The organism is Amycolatopsis keratiniphila subsp. keratiniphila (genome assembly GCF_001620365.2).
Lineage (GTDB): Bacteria > Actinomycetota > Actinomycetes > Mycobacteriales > Pseudonocardiaceae > Amycolatopsis > Amycolatopsis keratiniphila.
The window spans coordinates 155,044-173,646 of the sequence record NZ_LQMT02000042.1 but is presented as its reverse complement, the minus strand read 5'-3'; the positions used below and the strand labels follow the sequence as shown (position 1 = coordinate 173,646).

General features: G+C 68.0%; 17 protein-coding genes, 1 tRNA gene and 1 riboswitch. Of the genes, 10 read left to right on the top strand and 8 right to left on the bottom strand.

Annotated elements, in window-relative coordinates; translation table 11 throughout:
- Window positions 1-69 precede the first annotated feature (69 nt).
- Window positions 70-1,020, bottom strand: coding sequence for an acyl-CoA desaturase (locus AVR91_RS38955; RefSeq protein ID WP_063270942.1), 951 nt, complete (start codon window positions 1,018-1,020; stop codon window positions 70-72).
- 172 nt (window positions 1,021-1,192) lie between these two features.
- Between AVR91_RS38955 and AVR91_RS38950 the strand changes: the two genes are divergently transcribed.
- The 5 genes from AVR91_RS38950 (at window position 1,193) to AVR91_RS38930 (ending at window position 6,570) form a co-directional block, all read left to right on the top strand.
- Window positions 1,193-1,264 (top strand) — tRNA-Gln (locus AVR91_RS38950).
- A gap of 43 nt (window positions 1,265-1,307) precedes the next feature.
- A complete protein-coding gene (locus AVR91_RS38945) occupies window positions 1,308-3,056 on the top strand; it encodes a GGDEF domain-containing protein (protein WP_016337303.1) in 1,749 nt (582 codons plus the stop codon).
- 44 nt (window positions 3,057-3,100) lie between these two features.
- Entirely contained in the window at window positions 3,101-4,588 is a 1,488-nt protein-coding gene (glmU, locus tag AVR91_RS38940) for a bifunctional UDP-N-acetylglucosamine diphosphorylase/glucosamine-1-phosphate N-acetyltransferase GlmU (protein ID WP_016337304.1), read from the top strand.
- Window positions 4,585-5,565: a ribose-phosphate diphosphokinase gene (locus AVR91_RS38935; protein WP_063270941.1), complete on the top strand. Its 981-nt coding sequence runs from the start codon at window positions 4,585-4,587 to the stop codon at window positions 5,563-5,565. Before glmU ends, AVR91_RS38935 begins: the two co-directional genes overlap by 4 nt.
- 129 nt (window positions 5,566-5,694) lie before the next feature.
- A complete protein-coding gene (locus AVR91_RS38930) occupies window positions 5,695-6,570 on the top strand; it encodes a TIGR03621 family F420-dependent LLM class oxidoreductase (protein ID WP_063270940.1) in 876 nt (291 codons plus the stop codon).
- Here AVR91_RS38930 and AVR91_RS38925 read toward each other — a convergent pair.
- Complete coding sequence (locus AVR91_RS38925; protein ID WP_063270939.1) at window positions 6,564-7,181, bottom strand: NAD(P)-dependent oxidoreductase; 618 nt, start codon at window positions 7,179-7,181, stop codon at window positions 6,564-6,566. The genes AVR91_RS38930 and AVR91_RS38925 overlap by 7 nt on opposite strands.
- Window positions 7,182-7,277: 96 nt before the next feature.
- On the bottom strand, window positions 7,278-8,399 hold the full coding sequence (locus AVR91_RS38920; RefSeq protein WP_083715486.1) for a hypothetical protein: 1,122 nt from the start codon (window positions 8,397-8,399) through the stop codon (window positions 7,278-7,280).
- A gap of 338 nt (window positions 8,400-8,737) precedes the next feature.
- On the opposite strand from AVR91_RS38920, the gene AVR91_RS38915 reads away from it, so the two are divergent.
- The 4 genes from AVR91_RS38915 to AVR91_RS38900 all read left to right on the top strand — a co-directional run bounded on the left by AVR91_RS38915 (window position 8,738) and on the right by AVR91_RS38900 (window position 10,798).
- The gene (locus AVR91_RS38915) at window positions 8,738-9,343 is read left to right on the top strand and encodes a 50S ribosomal protein L25/general stress protein Ctc (RefSeq protein WP_063270938.1); all 606 of its coding nucleotides are present in this window, start codon (window positions 8,738-8,740) and stop codon (window positions 9,341-9,343) included.
- A gap of 10 nt (window positions 9,344-9,353) precedes the next feature.
- Window positions 9,354-9,950, top strand: a complete 597-nt coding sequence (gene pth, locus AVR91_RS38910) for an aminoacyl-tRNA hydrolase (protein ID WP_016337310.1) — start codon at window positions 9,354-9,356, stop codon at window positions 9,948-9,950.
- Between the two features lie 159 nt (window positions 9,951-10,109).
- Window positions 10,110-10,469 (top strand): DivIVA domain-containing protein, encoded by a 360-nt coding sequence (locus tag AVR91_RS38905; RefSeq protein WP_063270937.1) that lies wholly within the window; start codon window positions 10,110-10,112, stop codon window positions 10,467-10,469.
- Complete coding sequence (locus AVR91_RS38900; RefSeq protein WP_016337312.1) at window positions 10,469-10,798, top strand: DivIVA domain-containing protein; 330 nt, start codon at window positions 10,469-10,471, stop codon at window positions 10,796-10,798. Before AVR91_RS38905 ends, AVR91_RS38900 begins: the two co-directional genes overlap by 1 nt.
- A 61-nt stretch (window positions 10,799-10,859) precedes the next feature.
- On the opposite strand, the gene AVR91_RS38895 is transcribed toward AVR91_RS38900, so the two are convergent.
- From AVR91_RS38895 to rsmA, 5 genes are all read right to left on the bottom strand, one after another.
- Window positions 10,860-12,551 (bottom strand): fatty acyl-AMP ligase, encoded by a 1,692-nt coding sequence (locus tag AVR91_RS38895; RefSeq protein ID WP_063273552.1) that lies wholly within the window; start codon window positions 12,549-12,551, stop codon window positions 10,860-10,862.
- 51 nt (window positions 12,552-12,602) lie between these two features.
- Window positions 12,603-14,375, bottom strand: a complete 1,773-nt coding sequence (locus AVR91_RS38890) for an ABC-F family ATP-binding cassette domain-containing protein (RefSeq protein ID WP_063273551.1) — start codon at window positions 14,373-14,375, stop codon at window positions 12,603-12,605.
- A gap of 67 nt (window positions 14,376-14,442) precedes the next feature.
- The gene (locus AVR91_RS38885; protein WP_007028772.1) at window positions 14,443-15,408 is read right to left on the bottom strand and encodes a 4-(cytidine 5'-diphospho)-2-C-methyl-D-erythritol kinase; all 966 of its coding nucleotides are present in this window, start codon (window positions 15,406-15,408) and stop codon (window positions 14,443-14,445) included.
- Window positions 15,409-15,532: 124 nt separating this feature from the next.
- Window positions 15,533-16,543 carry a methionine ABC transporter ATP-binding protein gene (locus AVR91_RS38880; protein WP_063275897.1) on the bottom strand — a complete coding sequence of 337 codons (1,011 nt, stop codon included), beginning with the start codon at window positions 16,541-16,543 and terminating at the stop codon, window positions 15,533-15,535.
- Between the two features lie 215 nt (window positions 16,544-16,758).
- Window positions 16,759-16,849: riboswitch (SAM riboswitch) on the bottom strand.
- 247 nt (window positions 16,850-17,096) lie between these two features.
- A complete protein-coding gene (rsmA, locus tag AVR91_RS38875; protein ID WP_063275831.1) occupies window positions 17,097-17,933 on the bottom strand; it encodes a 16S rRNA (adenine(1518)-N(6)/adenine(1519)-N(6))-dimethyltransferase RsmA in 837 nt (278 codons plus the stop codon).
- Between the two features lie 40 nt (window positions 17,934-17,973).
- On the opposite strand from rsmA, the gene AVR91_RS38870 reads away from it, so the two are divergent.
- Complete coding sequence (locus tag AVR91_RS38870; protein WP_063275832.1) at window positions 17,974-18,531, top strand: GNAT family N-acetyltransferase; 558 nt, start codon at window positions 17,974-17,976, stop codon at window positions 18,529-18,531.
- Window positions 18,532-18,603: the final 72 nt, after the last annotated feature.

Sequence of the window (18,603 nt, the reverse complement as noted above, 5' to 3'; positions counted from 1 at the left end):
GCGCCCCGGTGACCGCTTCACGTTTGGTCCGCCTTCTCCCCGCCATCGCAGAAGACTAACGCGACCTCGCTATTTGCTTTCAGTGGCGATACGCGCGAGACGCTGCGGAGTCGGCCAGCGCACGTCGTAGGCCCAGCCGAACTTCTCGAACATCCAGATGAGCCGCGCGGAAATGTCGATCTGACCGCGCTGCACACCGTGCCGCGCCGAGGTCGGGTCGGCGTGGTGCAGGTTGTGCCACGACTCGCCGAAGGAGAAGATCGCCAGCGGCCAGAAGTTGGCCGACTTGTCGCGGGCCGCGAACGGGCGCTCGCCGATCATGTGGCAGACCGAGTTGACCGACCAGGTCACGTGGTGCAGCACGCAGACGCGCACCAGCCCGGCCCAGAAGAACGCGGTCACCGCGCCCCAGAACGACCAGGTGATCAGTCCACCGAGGATCGCGGGCAGCACCAGGGTGAGCAGGCTCCACAGCCAGAACAGGTCGTCGACCTTCTTGATGGCGCGGTCCTTCAGCAGATCCGGCGCGAACCGCTCGGCGTTGCTCTGGTCGCGGTCGAACAGCCAGCCCATGTGCGCGTGCCAGAACCCCTTGGCGATGGCGAGCGGCGTGGTCCCGAACAGCCACGGCGAATGCGGGTCGCCGTCGCGGTCGGAGAAGGCGTGGTGGCGCCGGTGGTCGGCGACCCAGGTGATGACGGGGCCCTGGACGGCCATGCTTCCGGCGATCGCCATGACGACGCGCAGCCACGGCTTGGCCTTGAACGAGCCGTGCGTGAAGTAGCGGTGATAGGAGACGGTGATGCCGAGTCCGCTGATCGCGTAGAAGACCACGAACAGGCCGACGTCGACCCAGGTCAATCCCCAGCCCCAGGCGAACGGGACGGCCGCGAGCAGCGCGGCGAGCGGGAAGATGACCCCGAGGTAGACCGACAGTTGCACGGCGCTCGACCGCTGCCCGTCGGTAACCGGCTTGGGGCCCTTCGCGGGCTTCTGGGACTGATCCAGGGTAGCCGTCATGCAGTCACTTCTTTTCTATGCGCAACCCTCGGGGTTCCCTAAGGGTGACCTTACCTACGATGCCGTAAGTTACGGTACAGGAGGTTTCGTCCCCTGTGGAGTGCCCGCGACGGTGACGCCACCCCCGGGCGCACGTGGACGTCCCCGACATGGCTATCCTGACCAGGATCGATCCGCCGTAGTGTAATCGGCAGCACTTCAGATTTTGGTTCTGACAGTTCAGGTTCGAATCCTGGCGGCGGAGCAGACGAACAGATGACCAGCGGCGTTTTCAACGGTGGGGGTGTGTGCGGCTGACCGAGGACGCGACGACCAGTGGCAGGCGGCCGGCGCTTGCGGAGATGTCCGACGCCTGGCTCTACGGTCGCGCGCGCGAACTCGGTGCGGCCATACAGCGCGTCTCCTTCGCCGAGCAGCTGGACATCATCACCAGCCTCGACGAACTCCTCGACGAGACGCAGCGCCGCGGTGAACCCCTGCTGGTCGCCCAGCTGCTGCGGTACTCCGCGGCGGCCAGGCTGGTCACCCGCGGTCTCGCCGCCGAAGCCGAACCCAGGCTCGACGAGATGCTCGCGCACACCCGGCGGCACGGTCTCGCGCTGATGCGGGCCGACGCCCACGCCATGCGCGGCCGTCGGCTGGTGATCGCCAAACAGGAGGACGCCGCCCTCACCGAGATCGCCAGGGCGCTGGCCATCCTCGACGATTCCGCCGTCCCGGACCGTCAGATCGGCAGGCGCAACTGGGACCGGATGCTGTCCACGACCCTGGTCGACTGCTGGCTGGTGCTGAACCAGCTGGGTGTCTACGAGGCGGCCGAGGAGGCCATCGCCCGCGCCGCGCAGGCGATCCGCGACAGCGCGAGCCCGCACGAGATCGCGCTCCAGCTGATCAACCGGGTCAAGATGCTGCTGGGCTGGGGCCTGCGCCTCGAACGCATCGAGCGGTACGACGAGGGAGCGGACAAGTTCCGCACCGCGGCGTCGATGGCCCAGGCCGCCGAGGGCCCGTTCACCGAGTCGCTGTTCCCGCGCAAGGCGGGGGTGCCCGCGATCGACCAGGTCGGCGTGCTCGCCGCCGCGGCCGCGCTGGCGTCGCCCGATTCGTCGCATATCGAGCGGCTGACCTCGCTGCTGCATCCGGAACTGGTGTTCCCGCACGAACGCGAGATCATCGCCATCGCGCTGGCCCGCTGCCTGGACAACGACGGCCGCCGCGAAGACGCGCTTCAGGTGCTCAAAGAGGTGCGAGAGGACAACGAAGAGGGCTCGCTGCCGTCGATGCGGTTGAACCTCGCCCGCGAGCTGGCCAGGCTCGACACCACGCCGGACTACGCGTCCGGGGCGAGCCAGTCGCTGATCGACTACGCGACCATCCTGGAAACGGAGATGTGGTCGCTGCGGGAATCGCAGATCGCCACGCTCAACGCGCGGCGGGAGCACGAGCGGCTCTCCGCCGAGCACGGCGCCATCACCCAGCAGGCGTTGCAGGATCCGCTCACCGGCTTGCCGAACCGGCGGGCGCTCGACGAAAAGCTGCGTTCGCTGGCGTCGTCCGCCGACGCCCAGCCGCTCGCGGTGGCGCTGGTCGACCTCGACGGCTTCAAGGACGTCAACGACAAGCAGTCGCACGCCGAAGGTGACAACGTGCTCCGTGTCATCGCGAGCACGCTGCGCGACGCCCTGCGCGGCGACGACGTGGTCGCCCGCTACGGCGGAGACGAGTTCATCGTGCTTCTACCTGGGGCTCCGGCGTCCGCGGCGAAGCAGGCGCTGGGTCGTTCTGTGAATGCCGTCGCATCTCTGCCGCACCATCTTTCGCACGGCGTCACCCTCTCCGTCGGCCTTGTCTCGCTCCGGCCACAGGAGCGGGCCGAGCAGGTCCTCGCCCGCGCCGATGCGGCCATGTACCAGGCGAAACGCGGCGGCGGGAACCAGGTTTCGTCGGTGAACTCGATGGCCATCGATCCGGTCACCGGATGGCCCGGCGAGGATGCTCCGACCGACCCCGCGTGGGACGCCGAGCAGCCCACGTAGGATCAATGCCCGACAACCACCGTTGGTGAAATGTTGGGAGTGCCGTGACCGGCCCGCTGAGCACGTTGATCCTCGCCGCGGGTGAGGGCACCCGCATGCGCTCGTCCACCCCGAAGGTGCTGCACCCGATCGCCGGCCGCCCGTTGGTCGAGCACGCGGTGCGGGCCGCCGCGGGACTGAACCCGGAGCACCTGGTCGTGGTCATCGGCCACGGCCGCGACTCGGTCGGCGCCCGGCTGGCGAAGGTCGGCGAGGCGCTCGGCCGCGAGGTCGTCACGGCCGTCCAGGAGGAGCAGAAGGGCACCGGGCACGCCGTCTCGTGCGCGCTCTCGGCGCTGCCCGCCGGACTGACCGGCACCGTCGTCGTCAGCTACGGCGACGTCCCGCTGCTCGACACCGAAACGCTCGCTTCCCTGGTCGCCGAGCACACCTCCACCGGCAACGCGGTCACCGTGCTGACCGCGGTCGTCGAGAACCCGACCGGTTACGGCCGGATCATCCGCGACGAAAACGGCGTCGTCACCTCGATCGTCGAGCAGAAGGACGCCACCCCCGAACAGCACGAAATCGCCGAAATCAATTCCGGCGTCTACGCCTTCGACGCGTCGGTCCTGGTCGACGGGCTTTCGAAGCTTTCGACCGACAACGCGCAGGGCGAGCTCTACCTCACCGACGTCCTCGGTATCGCCCGTGGCGACGGCAAGGGCGTCGGCGCTCTCGTCATCGACGACCCGTGGGTGACCGAAGGCGTCAACGACCGCGTCCAGCTCTCCGTCCTCGGCGCCGAGCTGAACCGCCGGATCGTCCGCGGCTGGCAGCGGGCGGGTGTCACGGTCGTCGACCCGGCGAGCACCTGGATCGACGCGGGCGTGACCCTGTCGCGCGACGTCGTCATCGAACCCGGTGTCCAGCTCAAGGGCTCGACGTCGGTCGGCGAGGGCTCGCAGATCGGCCCGGACAGCACGCTGGAGAACGTCTCCGTCGGCGCGGGCGCGTCGGTGGTGCGGACGCACGGTTCCGATTCGGAATTGGGCGACGGCGTGAAGGTCGGCCCGTTCACCTACCTGCGTCCCGGCTCCAAACTGGGGACCAAGGGCAAACTCGGCGCTTTCGTCGAGACGAAGAACGCCGACATCGGCGCCGGGACGAAGGTTCCGCACCTGACCTACGTCGGCGACGCGACCATCGGCGAGAACAGCAACATCGGGTGTTCCAGCGTCTTCGTGAACTACGACGGCGTGAACAAGCACCACACCACGATCGGCTCCCATGTGCGGCTCGGCGCGGACAACACGTTCGTCGCCCCGGTGACCATCGGCGATGGCGCCTACAGTGGGGCAGGCACCGTGATCAGGCAAGACGTGCCCCCGGGCGCGCTCGCCGTCTCCACCGGGCCGCAGCGCAACATCGAAGACTGGGTGTCCCGGCGCAGGCCGGGCACACCCGCGGCGGAAGCAGCTTCCGCCGCGAAGCAGGACACCACCGCCGTGTCCGATTCAAATAAGGGAAACGACGGGGAGTCGCCAGCATGAGCTCGAAGTCCGGAACACCGAAGAAGAACCTGATGCTGTTCTCCGGGCGCGCGCACCCGGAACTCGCCGAAGAGGTGGCCAAGCACCTCAACATCGCGATCGTTCCGCAGACCGCGCACAACTTCGCCAACGGAGAGATCTTCGTCCGGTTCAACGAGTCGGTGCGCGGGGCCGACGCGTTCGTGATCCAGAGCCACCCGGCGCCCATCAACGAATGGGTGATGGAGCAGCTGATCATGGTGGACGCCCTCAAGCGCGCGAGCGCCAAGCGGATCACGGTGATCATGCCGTTCTACCCGTACGCGCGGCAGGACAAGAAGCACAAGGGCCGCGAGCCGATCTCCGCGCGCCTGATCGCGGACCTGTTCAAGACCGCCGGCGCCGACCGGATCATGACGGTCGACCTGCACACCGCGCAGATCCAGGGCTTCTTCGACGGTCCCGTCGACCACCTGCTCGCGCAGAACGTGCTGGCCGCGCACATCAACAAGACCTACCAGGACGAGAACATCACCGTCGTCTCGCCGGACTCGGGCCGGGTGCGGCTGGCCGAGAAGTGGGCGGCGCAGCTGGGTGACCGCCCGATCGCCTTCATCCACAAGACCCGCGACCCGGACAAGCCGAACCAGGCCGTCGCCAACCGTGTCGTCGGCAAGGTCCGCGGTCAGCTGTGCGTGCTGATCGACGACATGATCGACACCGGCGGCACGATCGTGAAGGCCACCGAGGCCCTGCTCGACGAAGGCGCGGCCGACGTCGTCATCGCCTCGACGCACGGCATCCTGTCCGACCCCGCCACCGAGCGGCTGTCGAACTGCAAGGCGCGCGAGGTGATCGTCACCAATACGCTGCCGATCCCGGAGGAGAAGCGGTTCCCCGGGCTGACCGTGCTGTCCATCGCGCCGCTGCTGGCGCAGGCGATCCAGCAGGTCTTCGAGGACGGGTCGGTCACGTCCCTCTTCGACGGCAACGCCTGATCCACGAGGAAGCAAGGGACCTTTGCTACCACTCTCTTTCGGAGAGTGAGAGCAAAGGTCCCTTGCTTCGTTTTCGGCTCCTCGCGAAACGGCGCGCGCCCGGCCTCCCCGCCTGGCTAGGTTTCCGACATGGGGAAATTCAAGTTCGGCGTGAACCTGTGGGGCGCCGAGAACCGCGAAAACTGGGTCGCGAAGTGCCGCCGCGTCGAGGCCCTCGGATACGACGTCATCTCCGTGCCGGATCATCTCGGCTCAGGACGGAACTCGCCTTTCCCGGCGCTGACCATGGCCGCCGCAGTGACCCAACGGCCCCGCGTCGGCACTCTCGTCTCCAACGTGCCCTTCTACAACTTCGCGCTCTTCGCGCGCGACGTCGTCACGACGGTGAAGATGACCGGCGATCGGCTGGACCTCGGTCTCGGCTCCGGTCACATGAAATCGGAGTTCGACGATGCCGGCCTGCCCTGGACCCCGGCCAAGGAACGTATCGAGTACCTCGCCAAGAGCCTTGACCACCTGCGCGATCACTTCGCCGCCGAAGGGATCACGCCCCCGCCGCTGCTCCTCGCGGGCAACAGCGACGGCGTGCTCTCCCTCGCCGCCCGCGAAGCCGACATCGCCGGCTTCGCGGGTCTTCGTCAAGCACCGGGAAAGCCGCCGGGAACCTTCCGGCTCGACGACGCCGAACGCATGGACGAGCGCGTCGCCTTCTTCCGCTCACACGCGAACGACCGGGATCCCGAACTGAACATGCTCGTCCAGCGGGTCGTGGTCACGGACGACCGGCGCGCGGCCGCGGAGTCCTGGCGCGAAGAAGTCAAAGATCAGGACGGCCTCGACGTCGACACCCTGCTCGAAACGCCCCAATTGCTGTTCGGGACCACCGGCGAGATGGTCCGGCAGCTCCAGGAGCGTCGCGAACGATACGGCTTCTCCTACATCACGGTGTTCGAACCGATGCTGGAAACGTTCGCGCCGGTCGTGAAGGAACTGTCCGGTCAGTAAGCGACGCAGAAACGCTGACGGCGGCGCTCCGGCTTGTCGATCTCGTCGACGAACGCGATCGCGTAGTCGGCGCCGCTGATCTTCGATCCACCGTTTTCGTCGGTCAGGAGCACGTCTCCGCCGAGCCGGAACTCGCCTGTCCGCTCGCCCTCGGCCCACGCGCCGAACTCAGCCGCCGGGCTGAGGTAGAACCAGTCGACGTCCTCGGGAAGCTTCCGGAACGCCTCCAGCACCTCGGCGTGCGCACCGGCCTCGCCCTTGTACTCGTCCGGGAACTCGGGGGTGTCGATCAGGCGCGGCCCGCCCTCGGCCACGTTCAGGCTGCCGGCCCCGCCGACGACCCCGATCCGCGCGCCGTTGTCCTTCGCGACCTGGGCGATCGAGGGCACCGCTTCGAGCAGACCGCTCTGCCCGTGGACCGCGATGACCAGGACGTCGGCCCCCTTGGCGACGTCGGCCAGGAAGGCCTCGTCATAGAGCGAGCCCGCCCTGGTGCCCTCGCCTTCCGCGTTCCTCGACACCGCCAGCACCTCGTGACCGCGGCTGCGCGCCTCGGCGGTGATCTTTCCGCCCGCGTACCCGGTTCCACCGAACACAACCAACTTCGCCATCGCGTTTCTCCCTTTTCATCGGCGACCACGCCGATGCTAAGAACGCGAGATCGGCTACTTCAACGTATGCAACGCACCCCGAGGTGAGTGTGCAGGTCAGCCACCCAGCGCGGCGAATTCGGACTTGAGCTTCTCGCGGACGGCGTTGACGTCGACCGGCGCCCGGACCTCGCCGCGCGCCGACGGCTTCGCCTGCACCTGGTAACTGGCGTTCCGATTCGGCAGCTTGAACTTGACCTCGCAGGTCATGCTCGTCGTGGCTCCGGGTGCCGCGTCGGCGGCCGCCGTGCAGCTCTGGGCGCCGAGGGATTGCGCGGTGAAATCGACGGTCAGCGTCAAATGCACGGGCGTCCCGCTCACGCCGCCGATGACGGTGTTGGCGACGTCGATGGTCGCCCGGCAGGTTCCGACGAAGTCCGTGCAGTCCAGCTTGTCGTTGACGACGCTGACACTCACCTGGGTGAGCGCGTCGAACGGCTGCCCGATTCCCCCGATCGCGCCGTCCAGATCGGTCTGGAGCTTCTTGAGCGCGTCCCCGGCGAGCGGTTCGACCCGCATCTCGGCGCCGAGCGTCTTACCGCCCGCCGCGGCGACGAGGGAAGGCGCGAAACTGACGATGCGGTGCGGCGCCGCGGTGGTCACGCGCAGTGCGCCGAGCCCGCTGCCGACGTCGTAGACCTCGGTCCCGTCGGGCAATTTCGACCGGACAGGATCGGTCAGCGGGTCCATCGCGGACACCGCCGTCCTCAGTGTCGACGCGGCCTTGCGCGGGCTGAGCACCTCGACGGCGTTCACCGGCAGGTCCGAGCCATCGGTACGGACCCAGTTGGTGCCGTACTGCTCGCTGTTGCCGAGCCCGTGCGCCTTCCAGTACTCCGGCGTCGCCGAGAGGTACAGCTGTTTGTCCGCGGCCACGACCTGGACGGTCTGGCCGTCGACCGGCAACGCGCCATGCGCGGTGCCGTTGCGGGTGATCCGGAACTGCAATTCGGCGGGTTTGCCGGCAGCATCCTTGATTGTCGACTTGTAAACAACGGCCGGAGCTTGCTCGAGCGCCTTCAGGGCACTTTCGACAGCGCCGCGCTGCTCGGCGCGCCGGTCCACCCGCTGCTGCTCGGCGGGCGAGATCCCCGCCGCCCCATCGATCGCGACGTCGCAACCGGCCACGAGGCAGCACAACGCGGCGATCGCGCCGATCCTCGACCGTCGTGCCGCCATTCCGCCCCCTTGTCTCGAGTGCGAGGAGATCACACCCTAGGAAAGGGGTCGCGCACCACCGCATCCGCGGGTTCCCGAAGCAGCTGTCACCGACTTGTCATCTGAACGAGCCACCCGGCGGGACCCCGGCACGACCGCTTGGTCTACACTTTCCCGGTCTCGGCGAGGCGGGTTCCGTGAGCACCTGGTGCCCGACGTGATCGACGCGGCGGCTTGAGTGGCCACACGCGGTCGAGCACGCCTGTGGAATTCGCCGCCGAACACCCGAACCGCCCGAACCATCCCCACCTCAGCATGATTTCGCTGAACATGTTGGTGAATTGAAGGAGTGCTACACCGTGTCCGAGGTAACCCTGTCCGTCGAGCCCCGCACCGAATTCGGCAAGGGTGCCGCGCGTCGCACGCGTCGTGCCGGCAAGATCCCCGCGGTGCTGTACGGGCACGGCTCGGACCCGCGCCACTACGCCCTCCCCGCCCTGGAGTTCGCCCGCGTCGTGCGTGAGAACGGCAGCAACGCCGTCATCACCCTCGAGCTCGAAGGCAAGAGCGAGCTGGCGCTGACGAAGACCATCGTCGTCCACCCGCTGAAGAACTACATCGAGCACGTCGACCTGCTGGTCGTCCGCCGCGGCGAGAAGGTCACCGTCGACGTCCCGGTCGTCGTCACCGGCACCGCGGGCCCGGGCACCCTGGTCACCACCGACCTCGACACCCTCCAGATCGAGGTCGAGGCGCTGCACATCCCCGAGCAGGTCGAGCTCTCGGTCGAGGGCGTCGAAGCCGGCACCCAGATCCTCGCCTCGCAGGTCACCCTGCCGCAGGGCGCCACCCTGGTCACCGACGCCGAGGCACTGGTCGTCGCCGTGAACGAGGCGCCGTCCGAGTCCTCGCTCGAGGGCGAAGAGGCCGAGGCTGCGGAGACCCCCGCCGAGGACGCCGAATAAAGTCACCGATGTGACCGAAGCTGTACTTCCCGGGGCCGGCGAGCAGATCCTGCTCGCCGGCCTCGGCAATCCCGGCCCCCAATACGCGGGCAACAGGCACAACGTCGGCTTCATGGTGCTCGACGAACTGGCCGGCCGCGTCGGCGGCAAGTTCAAAGCCCACAAGAGCGGCGCCGAAGTCCTCGAAGGCAGGCTGGCCGGCCAGCGGGTGGTGCTGGTCAAGCCGCGTTCGTACATGAACCTCTCGGGCGGCCCCGTGGTGGGGGCGGCCAGGTTCTACAAGATCCCCCCGGCGGGTGTCGTGGTCGTCCACGACGAGCTGGACGTCGACTTCGGCGCGCTCAAGATGAAGCTGGGCGGTGGCGACAACGGCCACAACGGTCTCCGCTCGATCACCAAGTCCCTGGGCACGAAGGACTACTACCGTGTCCGTTTCGGCGTCGGCAGGCCTCCAGGCCGTCAGGATCCGGCTGATTTCGTCCTGAAAGACTTCTCGACGGTCGAACGCAAAGAGCTCGCTTTCGAGATCGATCGTTGCGCCGACGCTGTTGAAGCGCTTATCAGCACCGGTCTCGCGGCGGCCCAGAACACCTTCCACGCTGGGTGAATCCGCTCACATGGCGGTGCGTTACGCCTCGTCACTCGAAGGCGTTTCACCACGCCCCTGATCGAGTCGTGGAATAGCGCGAGCTCTTCCGGGGAACTCTCAAACCCGTTAGGACGGAATGCGGAGATCGCATTCCCCACCGAAACCGGAGAGAGTTTCATGTCGTTTACGGCCGAAGACATCACCGGCGCCACTTTCCCGAACGCCCCGATCGGGCGGCGCGGATACGCCAAACACGAGGTCGACGCGTTCCTGGAACGGATCGCCGACACGCTCTCGGACCGGGACGACCTGACGGCCGCCGAGGTCCACCACGTCATGTTCTCGCGTCCGTTGATCGGGAAGCGCGGCTACGACGAACGCGAAGTCGACGATTTCCTCGACAAGGTCGAGGGGCAACTCGCCCTCCGGACCGGCCAGCACGCGCTCCGCCTGCCCGGCGCACGTGAAGAGGACGAGGCCACCGCCGAACGCGCCGTTCCGGACCGCGGTCCCGTCGAGTCCCTGCGGGATAGCTAGTGCCCGTCACCGCGTTCGAGGCCAGAACCCGGCAATTCGACAGGGCGCCGATCGGCGCCCGTGGCTACCACGAACCCGCTGTCGACGCCTTCCTCGAACGGGTCGCGGCGACTCTCGACGGCGACGACGATCTGACGGTTTCGGACGTCCACAACGTGGCGTTCGCCAAAGCGCCACTCTCGAAACGAGGCTACGACCCGGCAGCCGTCGACGCGTTCTTGCGGGACGTCGAAGGAACCCTGGCCGGGATGTCCCAGTCCTCCGGCTACTACATAGCGCCTGCCCTGGAACACACCCATAACCGCAAGCCATTGTGGCGACGCCGCTGACCAACGGGAGGTGCCGCGATAGGGGCCGGGCCGCGAGACTCGCGGCCCGGCCCCTTTCGTGTCAGCTGGTCGCCGCGTTCTTGGCGATCTTGTCCGCGAACTGGACGGCTGTCGCGGCCCGCTTCACCTTGCCCGACGGCGTCTTCGGCAGGCTCCCGGCGGGGAGCACCACAACGGCGAAGGGCCGCATGTCGACGGCACCGCGCACCTTGGCCGCGACCTCCTTCGCCAGCGCCTTCTCCGTCTCCGGGTCCCCGGCGAGTTTCGATTCGACGACGACGGCGAACCGTTCCCGTCGGCTGCCGGCGTCGAGCCGCACGGCCACGGCGTTCCCGGCCCGCACCCCTTCGACCGAGGTCGCCGCCCGTTCGATGTCGGTCGGGTAAAGGTTCCGGCCGCCCATGATGATGACGTCCTTGCGACGGCCGCAGATCACGATCATGCCGTCGACCAGGTAACCGAGGTCACCGGTGAGCAGCCAGCCGTCCTCGTCCTGTGTCGCGAGCGGACCTTCCATGGTCAGGTACCCCGGCGTCACGGCCTCGCCACGCAGGCGGATCTCCCCGACCTCGCGTTCCCCGAGCACGGTTCCCTTGTCGTCGACGATCTCGGCTTCCAGCCCGTCGAGAGGCGGCCCGAGCACCGCGAAGGACCGGACCTCTTCGGTCCCGCGGCGCGGGTCGCCCTCGGGGACCGGCACCGCCCGGTTGTCCGTCTCGAGCGCGTCGGCCTCGACGACGTCCAGCGTCAAACCGGTGAACAATGGCGCGAACGAAACCGCGAGAGTCGCCTCCGCCATGCCGTACGCCGGGAAGACGCATTCGGCGGGCATCTTGAACCGTGCCCCGGCATCGACGAACGTCTGCACGGCCGTCTCATCGATCGGCTCGGCGCCGTTCAACGCGATCCGAAGCTTCGAGAGGTCGTACGCGTTGTCGTCCTCGACGCGGGCCATCCGCCTGCCTACGATCGCGTACGCGAAGTTCGGCGCGGCCGTGGTCGTGCCGTTGTACTTGCTGATCAGCTGCGGCCAGATCAACGGTCCCGACAGGAACTCGAGCGGCGTGATCTTGACGAGTTCGACGCCGAACGTCATCGGGACCGTCAGGAAGCCGACCATCCCCATGTCGTGGAAGGTGGGCAGCCACGAGACCATCACGTCGACGTCGAAGTCGAACTCGGCCCGATCGACCATCGCCTTGACGTTCGAATACAGGTTCCCGTAGGTGATCTGAACGGCCTTGGGGTCGGCCGTCGACCCGCTGGTCAACTGCAGGAGCGCCGTGTCCGACTCGGCTGTCGGCACGGGCTCCGCCAGCGGCTCCGCCTCGAGCAGTTCGGTGATGACCTGGAAGGCGATGCCATGCTCGGTGAGCACCGGCGCCAGCTGGTCGAACGGCTCGCCGAGCAGAACCAGGCCGGAACCGATCATCCGCAGCACGCGAACGGTGTCCTCGGCCCATTCCGCGAGGTCGGTGCGCTGCGTCGGCTGGTGCAGCATCGTCACGCTGCCGCCGGCGAGCCAAATCGCCTGAACCGTCGGCGCGATCAGTGACGGCGCCGCCGCCAGGACCGCGACCGCCTTGCCGGGCTCCAGCCCGGCCGCCACCAGACCCCCGGCGACCCGCTTGGCCTGCTCGTGGATCTCGGCCCAGGTCCGCCGAACCGGCTCCTTGGGCTCCCCGGTGACCATTCCCCGCTGCTGACCTCGCCCCGCCGCGGTGGCGACGAGCGTGTCCACGAACCGACTCATGCGCGTCACACTACTGTCCTCGCTGGAAGACCCGCGCGCCGTCGAGCGAACTCATTCGATCGCTTCGGAGGTCTCGAGCCACTGGGCTTCGACCTCCTCTTTCTCCGTTTCGACGGCCTTCAATTCGGTGTTCAGCTCGATGAGCTTCGTCGGATCGGTCGCCGCGGCCAACAGCGCCGCGTGCAACTTCTCCTCCTTCGTGTGCAGCTGGTCGAGCTTGCGCTCGAGACGGGACAGCTCCTTTTGCGCGGCACGCTGCTCCGCGGCGCTCTTCTTGGGCGCGGAGACCTGAGCGTTGCCTGCCTTCCGGTCGCTGCCGGCCTTTTCGAGGCTCTTCGCGCGCCGGTCCAGGTACTCCTCGATCCCGCCCGGCAAGTGGGTCACCTGCCCGTCCCCGAACAAGGCCACGATCGTGTCGCAGACGCGTTCCACCAGGTACCGGTCGTGCGAGACGACGACGAGGCTGCCCGGCCAGGAATCCAGCAGGTCTTCGAGCTGCTGCAAGGTGTCGATGTCGAGATCGTTCGTCGGTTCGTCGAGCAACAGCACGTTGGGCTCGGCCATGAGAAGCCGGCACAGCTGCAGACGCCGTCGTTCACCACCGGAAAGGTCTTCGACCGGCGTCCACTGCCTCGCCGCGGGGAATCCCAGCTTTTCGGCGAGCTGCGAAGCGGTGAGCTCCTGCTTGCCGAACACGACCCGGCCGGACACCTCTTCGATCGCCTGCAGCACGCGCAGATCGCCGGGGAGGTCGTCGAGCTCCTGCCGCAAGTGCGCGAGGCTGACCGTCTTGCCCTGGATGCGCCGGCCCGTCTCGGGCTCCTTGTCGCCACCGAGCAGCTTGAGGAGCGTCGTCTTGCCCGACCCGTTGACGCCGACCAGACCAACCCGGTCGCCGGGCCCGATCCGCCAGGTGACGTGATCGAGCAAGGTGCGGTCGCCGACGGTCAACGTGGCGTCCTCGATCTCCAGCACGGTCTTCCCCAGCCGCCGGCGCGCGAACGCCTGCAGCTCGACCGAATCACGCGGCTCCGGCACATCGGAGATCAGCGCCTCCGCCGCCTCGACGCGGTAACGGGGCTTCGAGGTCCTGGCCTGCGGGCCCCGACGCAGCCACGCGAGCTCCTTACGTGCCAGGTTCTGCCGCTTTTCCTCGGCCGTCGCCGCCAACCTCGCCCGCTCCGCTCGCGCGAAGATCCAGTCCGCGTATCCGCCTTCGTACTGCTCGACGCGACCGTTGGTGACTTCCCAGGTCAGGCTGGCGACCGTGTCGAGGAACCACCGGTCGTGCGTGACGACCACGACCGCGATCTTGCGGTTCAGCAGGTGATCCGCGAGCCAGCGCACGCCTTCGACGTCCAGGTGGTTGGTCGGCTCGTCGAGGACGACGAGGTCCAGTTCACCGGTCAGAGCGGCGGCCAGCGCCACCCGGCGGCGTTCGCCACCGGACAGGTTCGCCGTTTCCTTCTCGAGGCCGAGAGCGGTGATCCCGAGACCGTCCATAATGGACCGCACTCGTGCGTCAGCGGCCCACTCGTGCTCAGCGCCGTAGCGCTCCAGCACGACATCTCCGACGGTGCTGCCGTCGGGGAGCTCGGTCCGCTGGGTGACGACGGCCATCCGCAGGCCACGGACCTGACTGACCCGCCCCGTATCCGGCTCGCTGATCCCCGCGAGAACCTCCAGTAGCGTCGTCTTCCCACCCCCGTTGAGACCGACGACACCGATACGCTGCCCCTCCGCCACACCGAGCGAAACACCGTCGAGCAGCGGGCGCACCCCGAAGGACTTGCTCACCGACTCCAGGTTGACCAAGTTGGCCATGCCTCAGCCGATCCTTTCCGAAAAGCTTGCACCACAACGAATTAGTCGATGTCCATTTCGGACACCCTCACGCGTGCACCCGCGGCGGTGACGGCCGCGGCGCGTCGTCGCCGCCGACCAACCGGGCTCCGGGCACCGGCCCGTGCGCGACGCGCACCGTGCGGCAGACACCCGCACCGGACAGCTCCGCGGCGACCTCGACGGCCGACTGGGCGTCCGCGCACAGAAAGGCACAGGTCGGTCCGGATCCGGAGACGGTGCCGGCGAGCGCGCCCGCGTTCACCCCGGCCCGCAAGGTGCGGCGCAGCCCGGGCCGCAACGAAACGGCGGCCGCCTGCAGGTCGTTACCGAGAAGCAGCGCCAGCTGCCGCGGGTCACCGGAGGCCAACGCCTCGACCACCGGAGTGTGCGAACCGATCCGCGGCGGGCTGCCCTCTTCACGCAACTTGTCCAGCTCGCCGAACACCCTCGGAGTCGAAAGACCACGCTGGTCGAAGGCCAGGACCCAATGGAAGGTGTGCCGCGACAGGACCGGCACCAGCTGCTCACCTCGGCCGGTGCCCAACGCTGTCCCGCCGTAGAGCGCGAATGGGACATCGCTGCCGAGCTTCGCGGCGATACCCGCCAGTTCGTCCCGAGAGATGTCGAGCTTCCAGAGCGACGCGAGCCCCACCAGGGTCGCGGCCGCGTCGGCGCTGCCCCCGGCCATGCCGCCCGCCACCGGGATGCCTTTGCGCAGCACCACCCTGACCTTGGACTCGCCGTCCGCCTTGCCGACGTGGGCCGCCAGCGCCTGCGCGGCCTTCCAAGCGAGATTGTTGGCCCCTGTCGGCACGGAGCCTTCGCCTTCGCCGTAGACCTCGACGCCGGGGTCCTCGGTGACCGCGACGGTCACCTCGTCGGTCAAGGAAAGCGCCTGGAACACGGTCACCAGCTCGTGGTAGCCGTCCGGGCGTACGTCACCGACCGACAGGTGCAGGTTGACCTTGGCGGGAACCCTGACGGTCACTGGGGGCGGTACGACGGCGAGCACCCGTCAAGCCTACGTGGCCGCTCCACTTGCGCTGTCACCAGGAGAAAAGAGAACAGGACGAGTCGGACACACGAACGGGCCGCTCCGGACGGTTTCCGTCCTGAGCGGCCCGTTCAGGGAGGAATCAGGCAGCGACGCCCTGCGGTCCGCGGACCGGGTGGGTCACGTGGCCGCCACGTTCGGCGATCCAGGCGAGCGCGGCGTCCGCGCGTTCACCGCGCACACCGAGACGGAACCGGCCCACCGGCGTGTCGCCGATCCGGGTCAGGCCGCCGCCGATCGTGGCGAGTTCGACGTCGAAGCGACCGGCAGCCTCCGGGAGCAGCGCGCCGACGGAAGCGAAGCCGACGAGCACGACGTCCACAGCGCGGTCGTACTTCGAGGCCTGCGCCCGCCCGGTCTCGATCGCGGGAAGCAGCGCCTGCGCGGTCCGGCTGTTCGGGTCGGAGACCAGGTCGAGCACGGTTCCGCGCTCGACGATCGCCCCGGCCTCCAGGACCGCGACGTCGTCGCAGACACGGCGCACGACGCCGGCGTCGGGCGTGGTGAGCAGCACGGTGACTCCGAGCTCGGCACGGGCGCGGTCGAGCACGGTGAGGACAGCGCCGGACTCCTCGGACTGCACACCCGCGGTCGGGTCGTCGGCCAAGAGCACGGACGGCCCCGCGGCCAGCGCCTTGGCGATGGCCACCCGGCGCAGCTGGCCTTCGGACAGGTCACCCGGTCGCTGCCCCGCCCGCGGGGTGAGGCCGACCAGGTCCAGCAGATTGCCGACCCGGTTGCGACGCTGCGGCCCGTCAAGACCGAGCTGTTCGAGCGGCGAAGCGATGTTGCCGGCAATGGTGCGCTCGGCGAGCAGTTCCGGTTTGGTGCTCACGACGCCGACCTGCCGCCGGATCTCGCGCAGACGGCGCCCGTCGAGGGTCCCGGTGTTGAGCCCGTCGAGGCGGACGACGCCACGGTCGGGACGCTCCTGCAGACCGATGCAACGAGCGAGGGTCGACTTGCCGGAGCCGGCCGGGCCGACGACTCCGAACAGCGAGCCCGCTTGGATGTCCACGCTCACATCGCGCAGCGCGACGACGGGATTTCCGTTGAGGGGAAAGGATTTGGACAGGTTTTCGACAGTGATCACGAGAGGCTCCATGCGAATGGGGCGCTGCTTCTTTCGAGCGCGCCGACCGTCACCGAGTGACCGTCCGGGAACGGACGGGTTTCAGAGGTAAAGGCGAAAAGGACTCAGGCAGTAACGGTGGAGCGTCGACACGCACTTACCGTGCGGCGACCTTCATCGACGACACGTCGCCTGGTCAGCAGGAGCGGGTGGGTGACCCTGTTCATTAGGCACAGCCTCCATCGGTCCTGGCTGTAGCACCTGCCCTGTGGAGGGTGGTTGCTGCGACTTCGGCGAGCCAGGTCTCTCAGTCGCTCGGGATGGCTCACTGAGTAAAACCGATCCCACTGGATGAAAGCAAGCGCGTAGGCGCAGATCACACGTCTGGTCGCGTCCATTATACAGGATTGGGTGTCCAGATAATGGAACAGAACTAGGCGCCTCCGACTTGCGTCAGGCGCGCTACCTGCTAAGACGATGCCGGCCTATACAAATGGAGAAGAAGACTTACGCACTCGTGCCGACCTGGCCCGGCGGACGTCCGCGCGGCGCCGGTCACACCTCGGGCAGTTGGTCAGCCGACAGCTGCGGCGATCCGCGCGAACTGGCGAACATCCAGCTGCTCACCGCGCGTCTTGGGGTCGATACCCGCCTTCTCGAGCAGTTCCCCCGCGCGTTCGGCGGAACCGGCCCATGACGCCAACGCGGCACGCAGAGTCTTCCGTCGTTGGGAGAAGGCGGCGTCGACCACCGCGAACAACTTCTCCCGTTCCACGGACGACACCACGTCACCCCGCTCGAAAGCGACCAGAGCGGAGTCCACGTTCGGCACAGGCCAGAACACCGCCCGAGGCACCGCGGCGACTTTGCGCGCCTTTCCGTACCAGGCGAGCTTGACGCTCGGCACGCCATAAGTCCGGCTCCCGGGGCCGGCCGCCATCCGGTCCGCGACCTCGGTCTGGACCATCACGAGGCCGCTGATCAGCGACGGCAACTCGGCAAGGAGGTGAAGCACGACAGGAACCGCGACGTTGTACGGCAGATTCGCCACGAGCGCGGTCGGACGCGCGGGCAGGTCGTCCGCCGTGATCCGCAACGCGTCCGCGCCGACGACCGTCAGCCGTTCGGCCCCGCCCCGTTCGGCCGCGGTGTTCGGCAAGCGCCCCGCCAGCACGGGATCGATTTCGACCGCGACGACCTCGGCGCCGGTCGCGAGCAGGCCGAGGGTCAGCGAGCCGAGGCCCGGCCCGACCTCCAGCACGACGTCGCCTTCGCCGACCCCCGAAAGGTCGACTATCCGTCGCACCGTGTTGGGATCGTGCACGAAGTTCTGGCCGAGCTTCTTGGTCGGACGTACGTCCAGCTCGGCCGCCAGCGCCCTGATCTCCGCAGGACCGAGCAGTTCAATCACCCGACGATCGTAACCAGCCCCGGTAGGCCACGATTGGCCGGTGGACGACGTCGTACTCGAAGGCGAGAAGGTCCGGCTGCGCGACTGGAGGCCGAGTGACCTCCAACCGCTTCGCGACCTACTCGATCCCACGCGGCCTTGGCACGAGACGAACGGGCCGTACTTCGGCACCCCGACCGCGGCGGCCGCCGACTCGACGGCACGCGAACTCACCACTGCCAAGGCCGAACCATCCGATCCCCGCACCAGCCTCGCCGTATGCGACCTGAAGGACGACCGGTTGATCGGCAGGGTCAGCTGGTACTGGGAAAGCAGGCAGACCGACTGGCGACGGATGGGGCTGGTGATCTACGACGAGCAGTACTGGGGCGGTGGCTACGGCACTGAGGCCTTGCGCTTGTGGACGACCTATCTGTTCGCCCGCACCGACACCCTTCGCCTGGACTTCGCCACGTTCTCGGGGAACCCAGGGATGATCGCCGTCGGCCGACGGTTGGGATTCGTCGAAGAAGGCCGATTCCGACGCGCTCGCCGCTGGTCCGGAGGCGTGCACGACGCCGTCGTCTACGGGGTGCTCCGCGAGGAATGGGCCGGATGATCCACTCGAGCCCGGAGCCGTGATCCCGCCCCCACCATCCGTATGGCTTTTTCGAACCGACACGTATCCCAC

What these genes read in the sequence shown, in the direction of transcription:
- AVR91_RS38920 (WP_083715486.1), bottom strand. Translation starts at nt 8,399, where the DNA reads ATGGCGGCACGACGGTCGAGGATCGGCGCGATCGCCGCGTTGTGCTGC.
- AVR91_RS38895 (WP_063273552.1), bottom strand. Translation starts at nt 12,551, where the DNA reads ATGAGTCGGTTCGTGGACACGCTCGTCGCCACCGCGGCGGGGCGAGGT.
- AVR91_RS38955 (WP_063270942.1), bottom strand. Translation starts at nt 1,020, where the DNA reads ATGACGGCTACCCTGGATCAGTCCCAGAAGCCCGCGAAGGGCCCCAAG.
- AVR91_RS38935 (WP_063270941.1), top strand. Translation starts at nt 4,585, where the DNA reads ATGAGCTCGAAGTCCGGAACACCGAAGAAGAACCTGATGCTGTTCTCC.
- AVR91_RS38905 (WP_063270937.1), top strand. Translation starts at nt 10,110, where the DNA reads ATGTCGTTTACGGCCGAAGACATCACCGGCGCCACTTTCCCGAACGCC.
- AVR91_RS38930 (WP_063270940.1), top strand. Translation starts at nt 5,695, where the DNA reads ATGGGGAAATTCAAGTTCGGCGTGAACCTGTGGGGCGCCGAGAACCGC.
- AVR91_RS38925 (WP_063270939.1), bottom strand. Translation starts at nt 7,181, where the DNA reads ATGGCGAAGTTGGTTGTGTTCGGTGGAACCGGGTACGCGGGCGGAAAG.
- AVR91_RS38890 (WP_063273551.1), bottom strand. Translation starts at nt 14,375, where the DNA reads ATGGCCAACTTGGTCAACCTGGAGTCGGTGAGCAAGTCCTTCGGGGTG.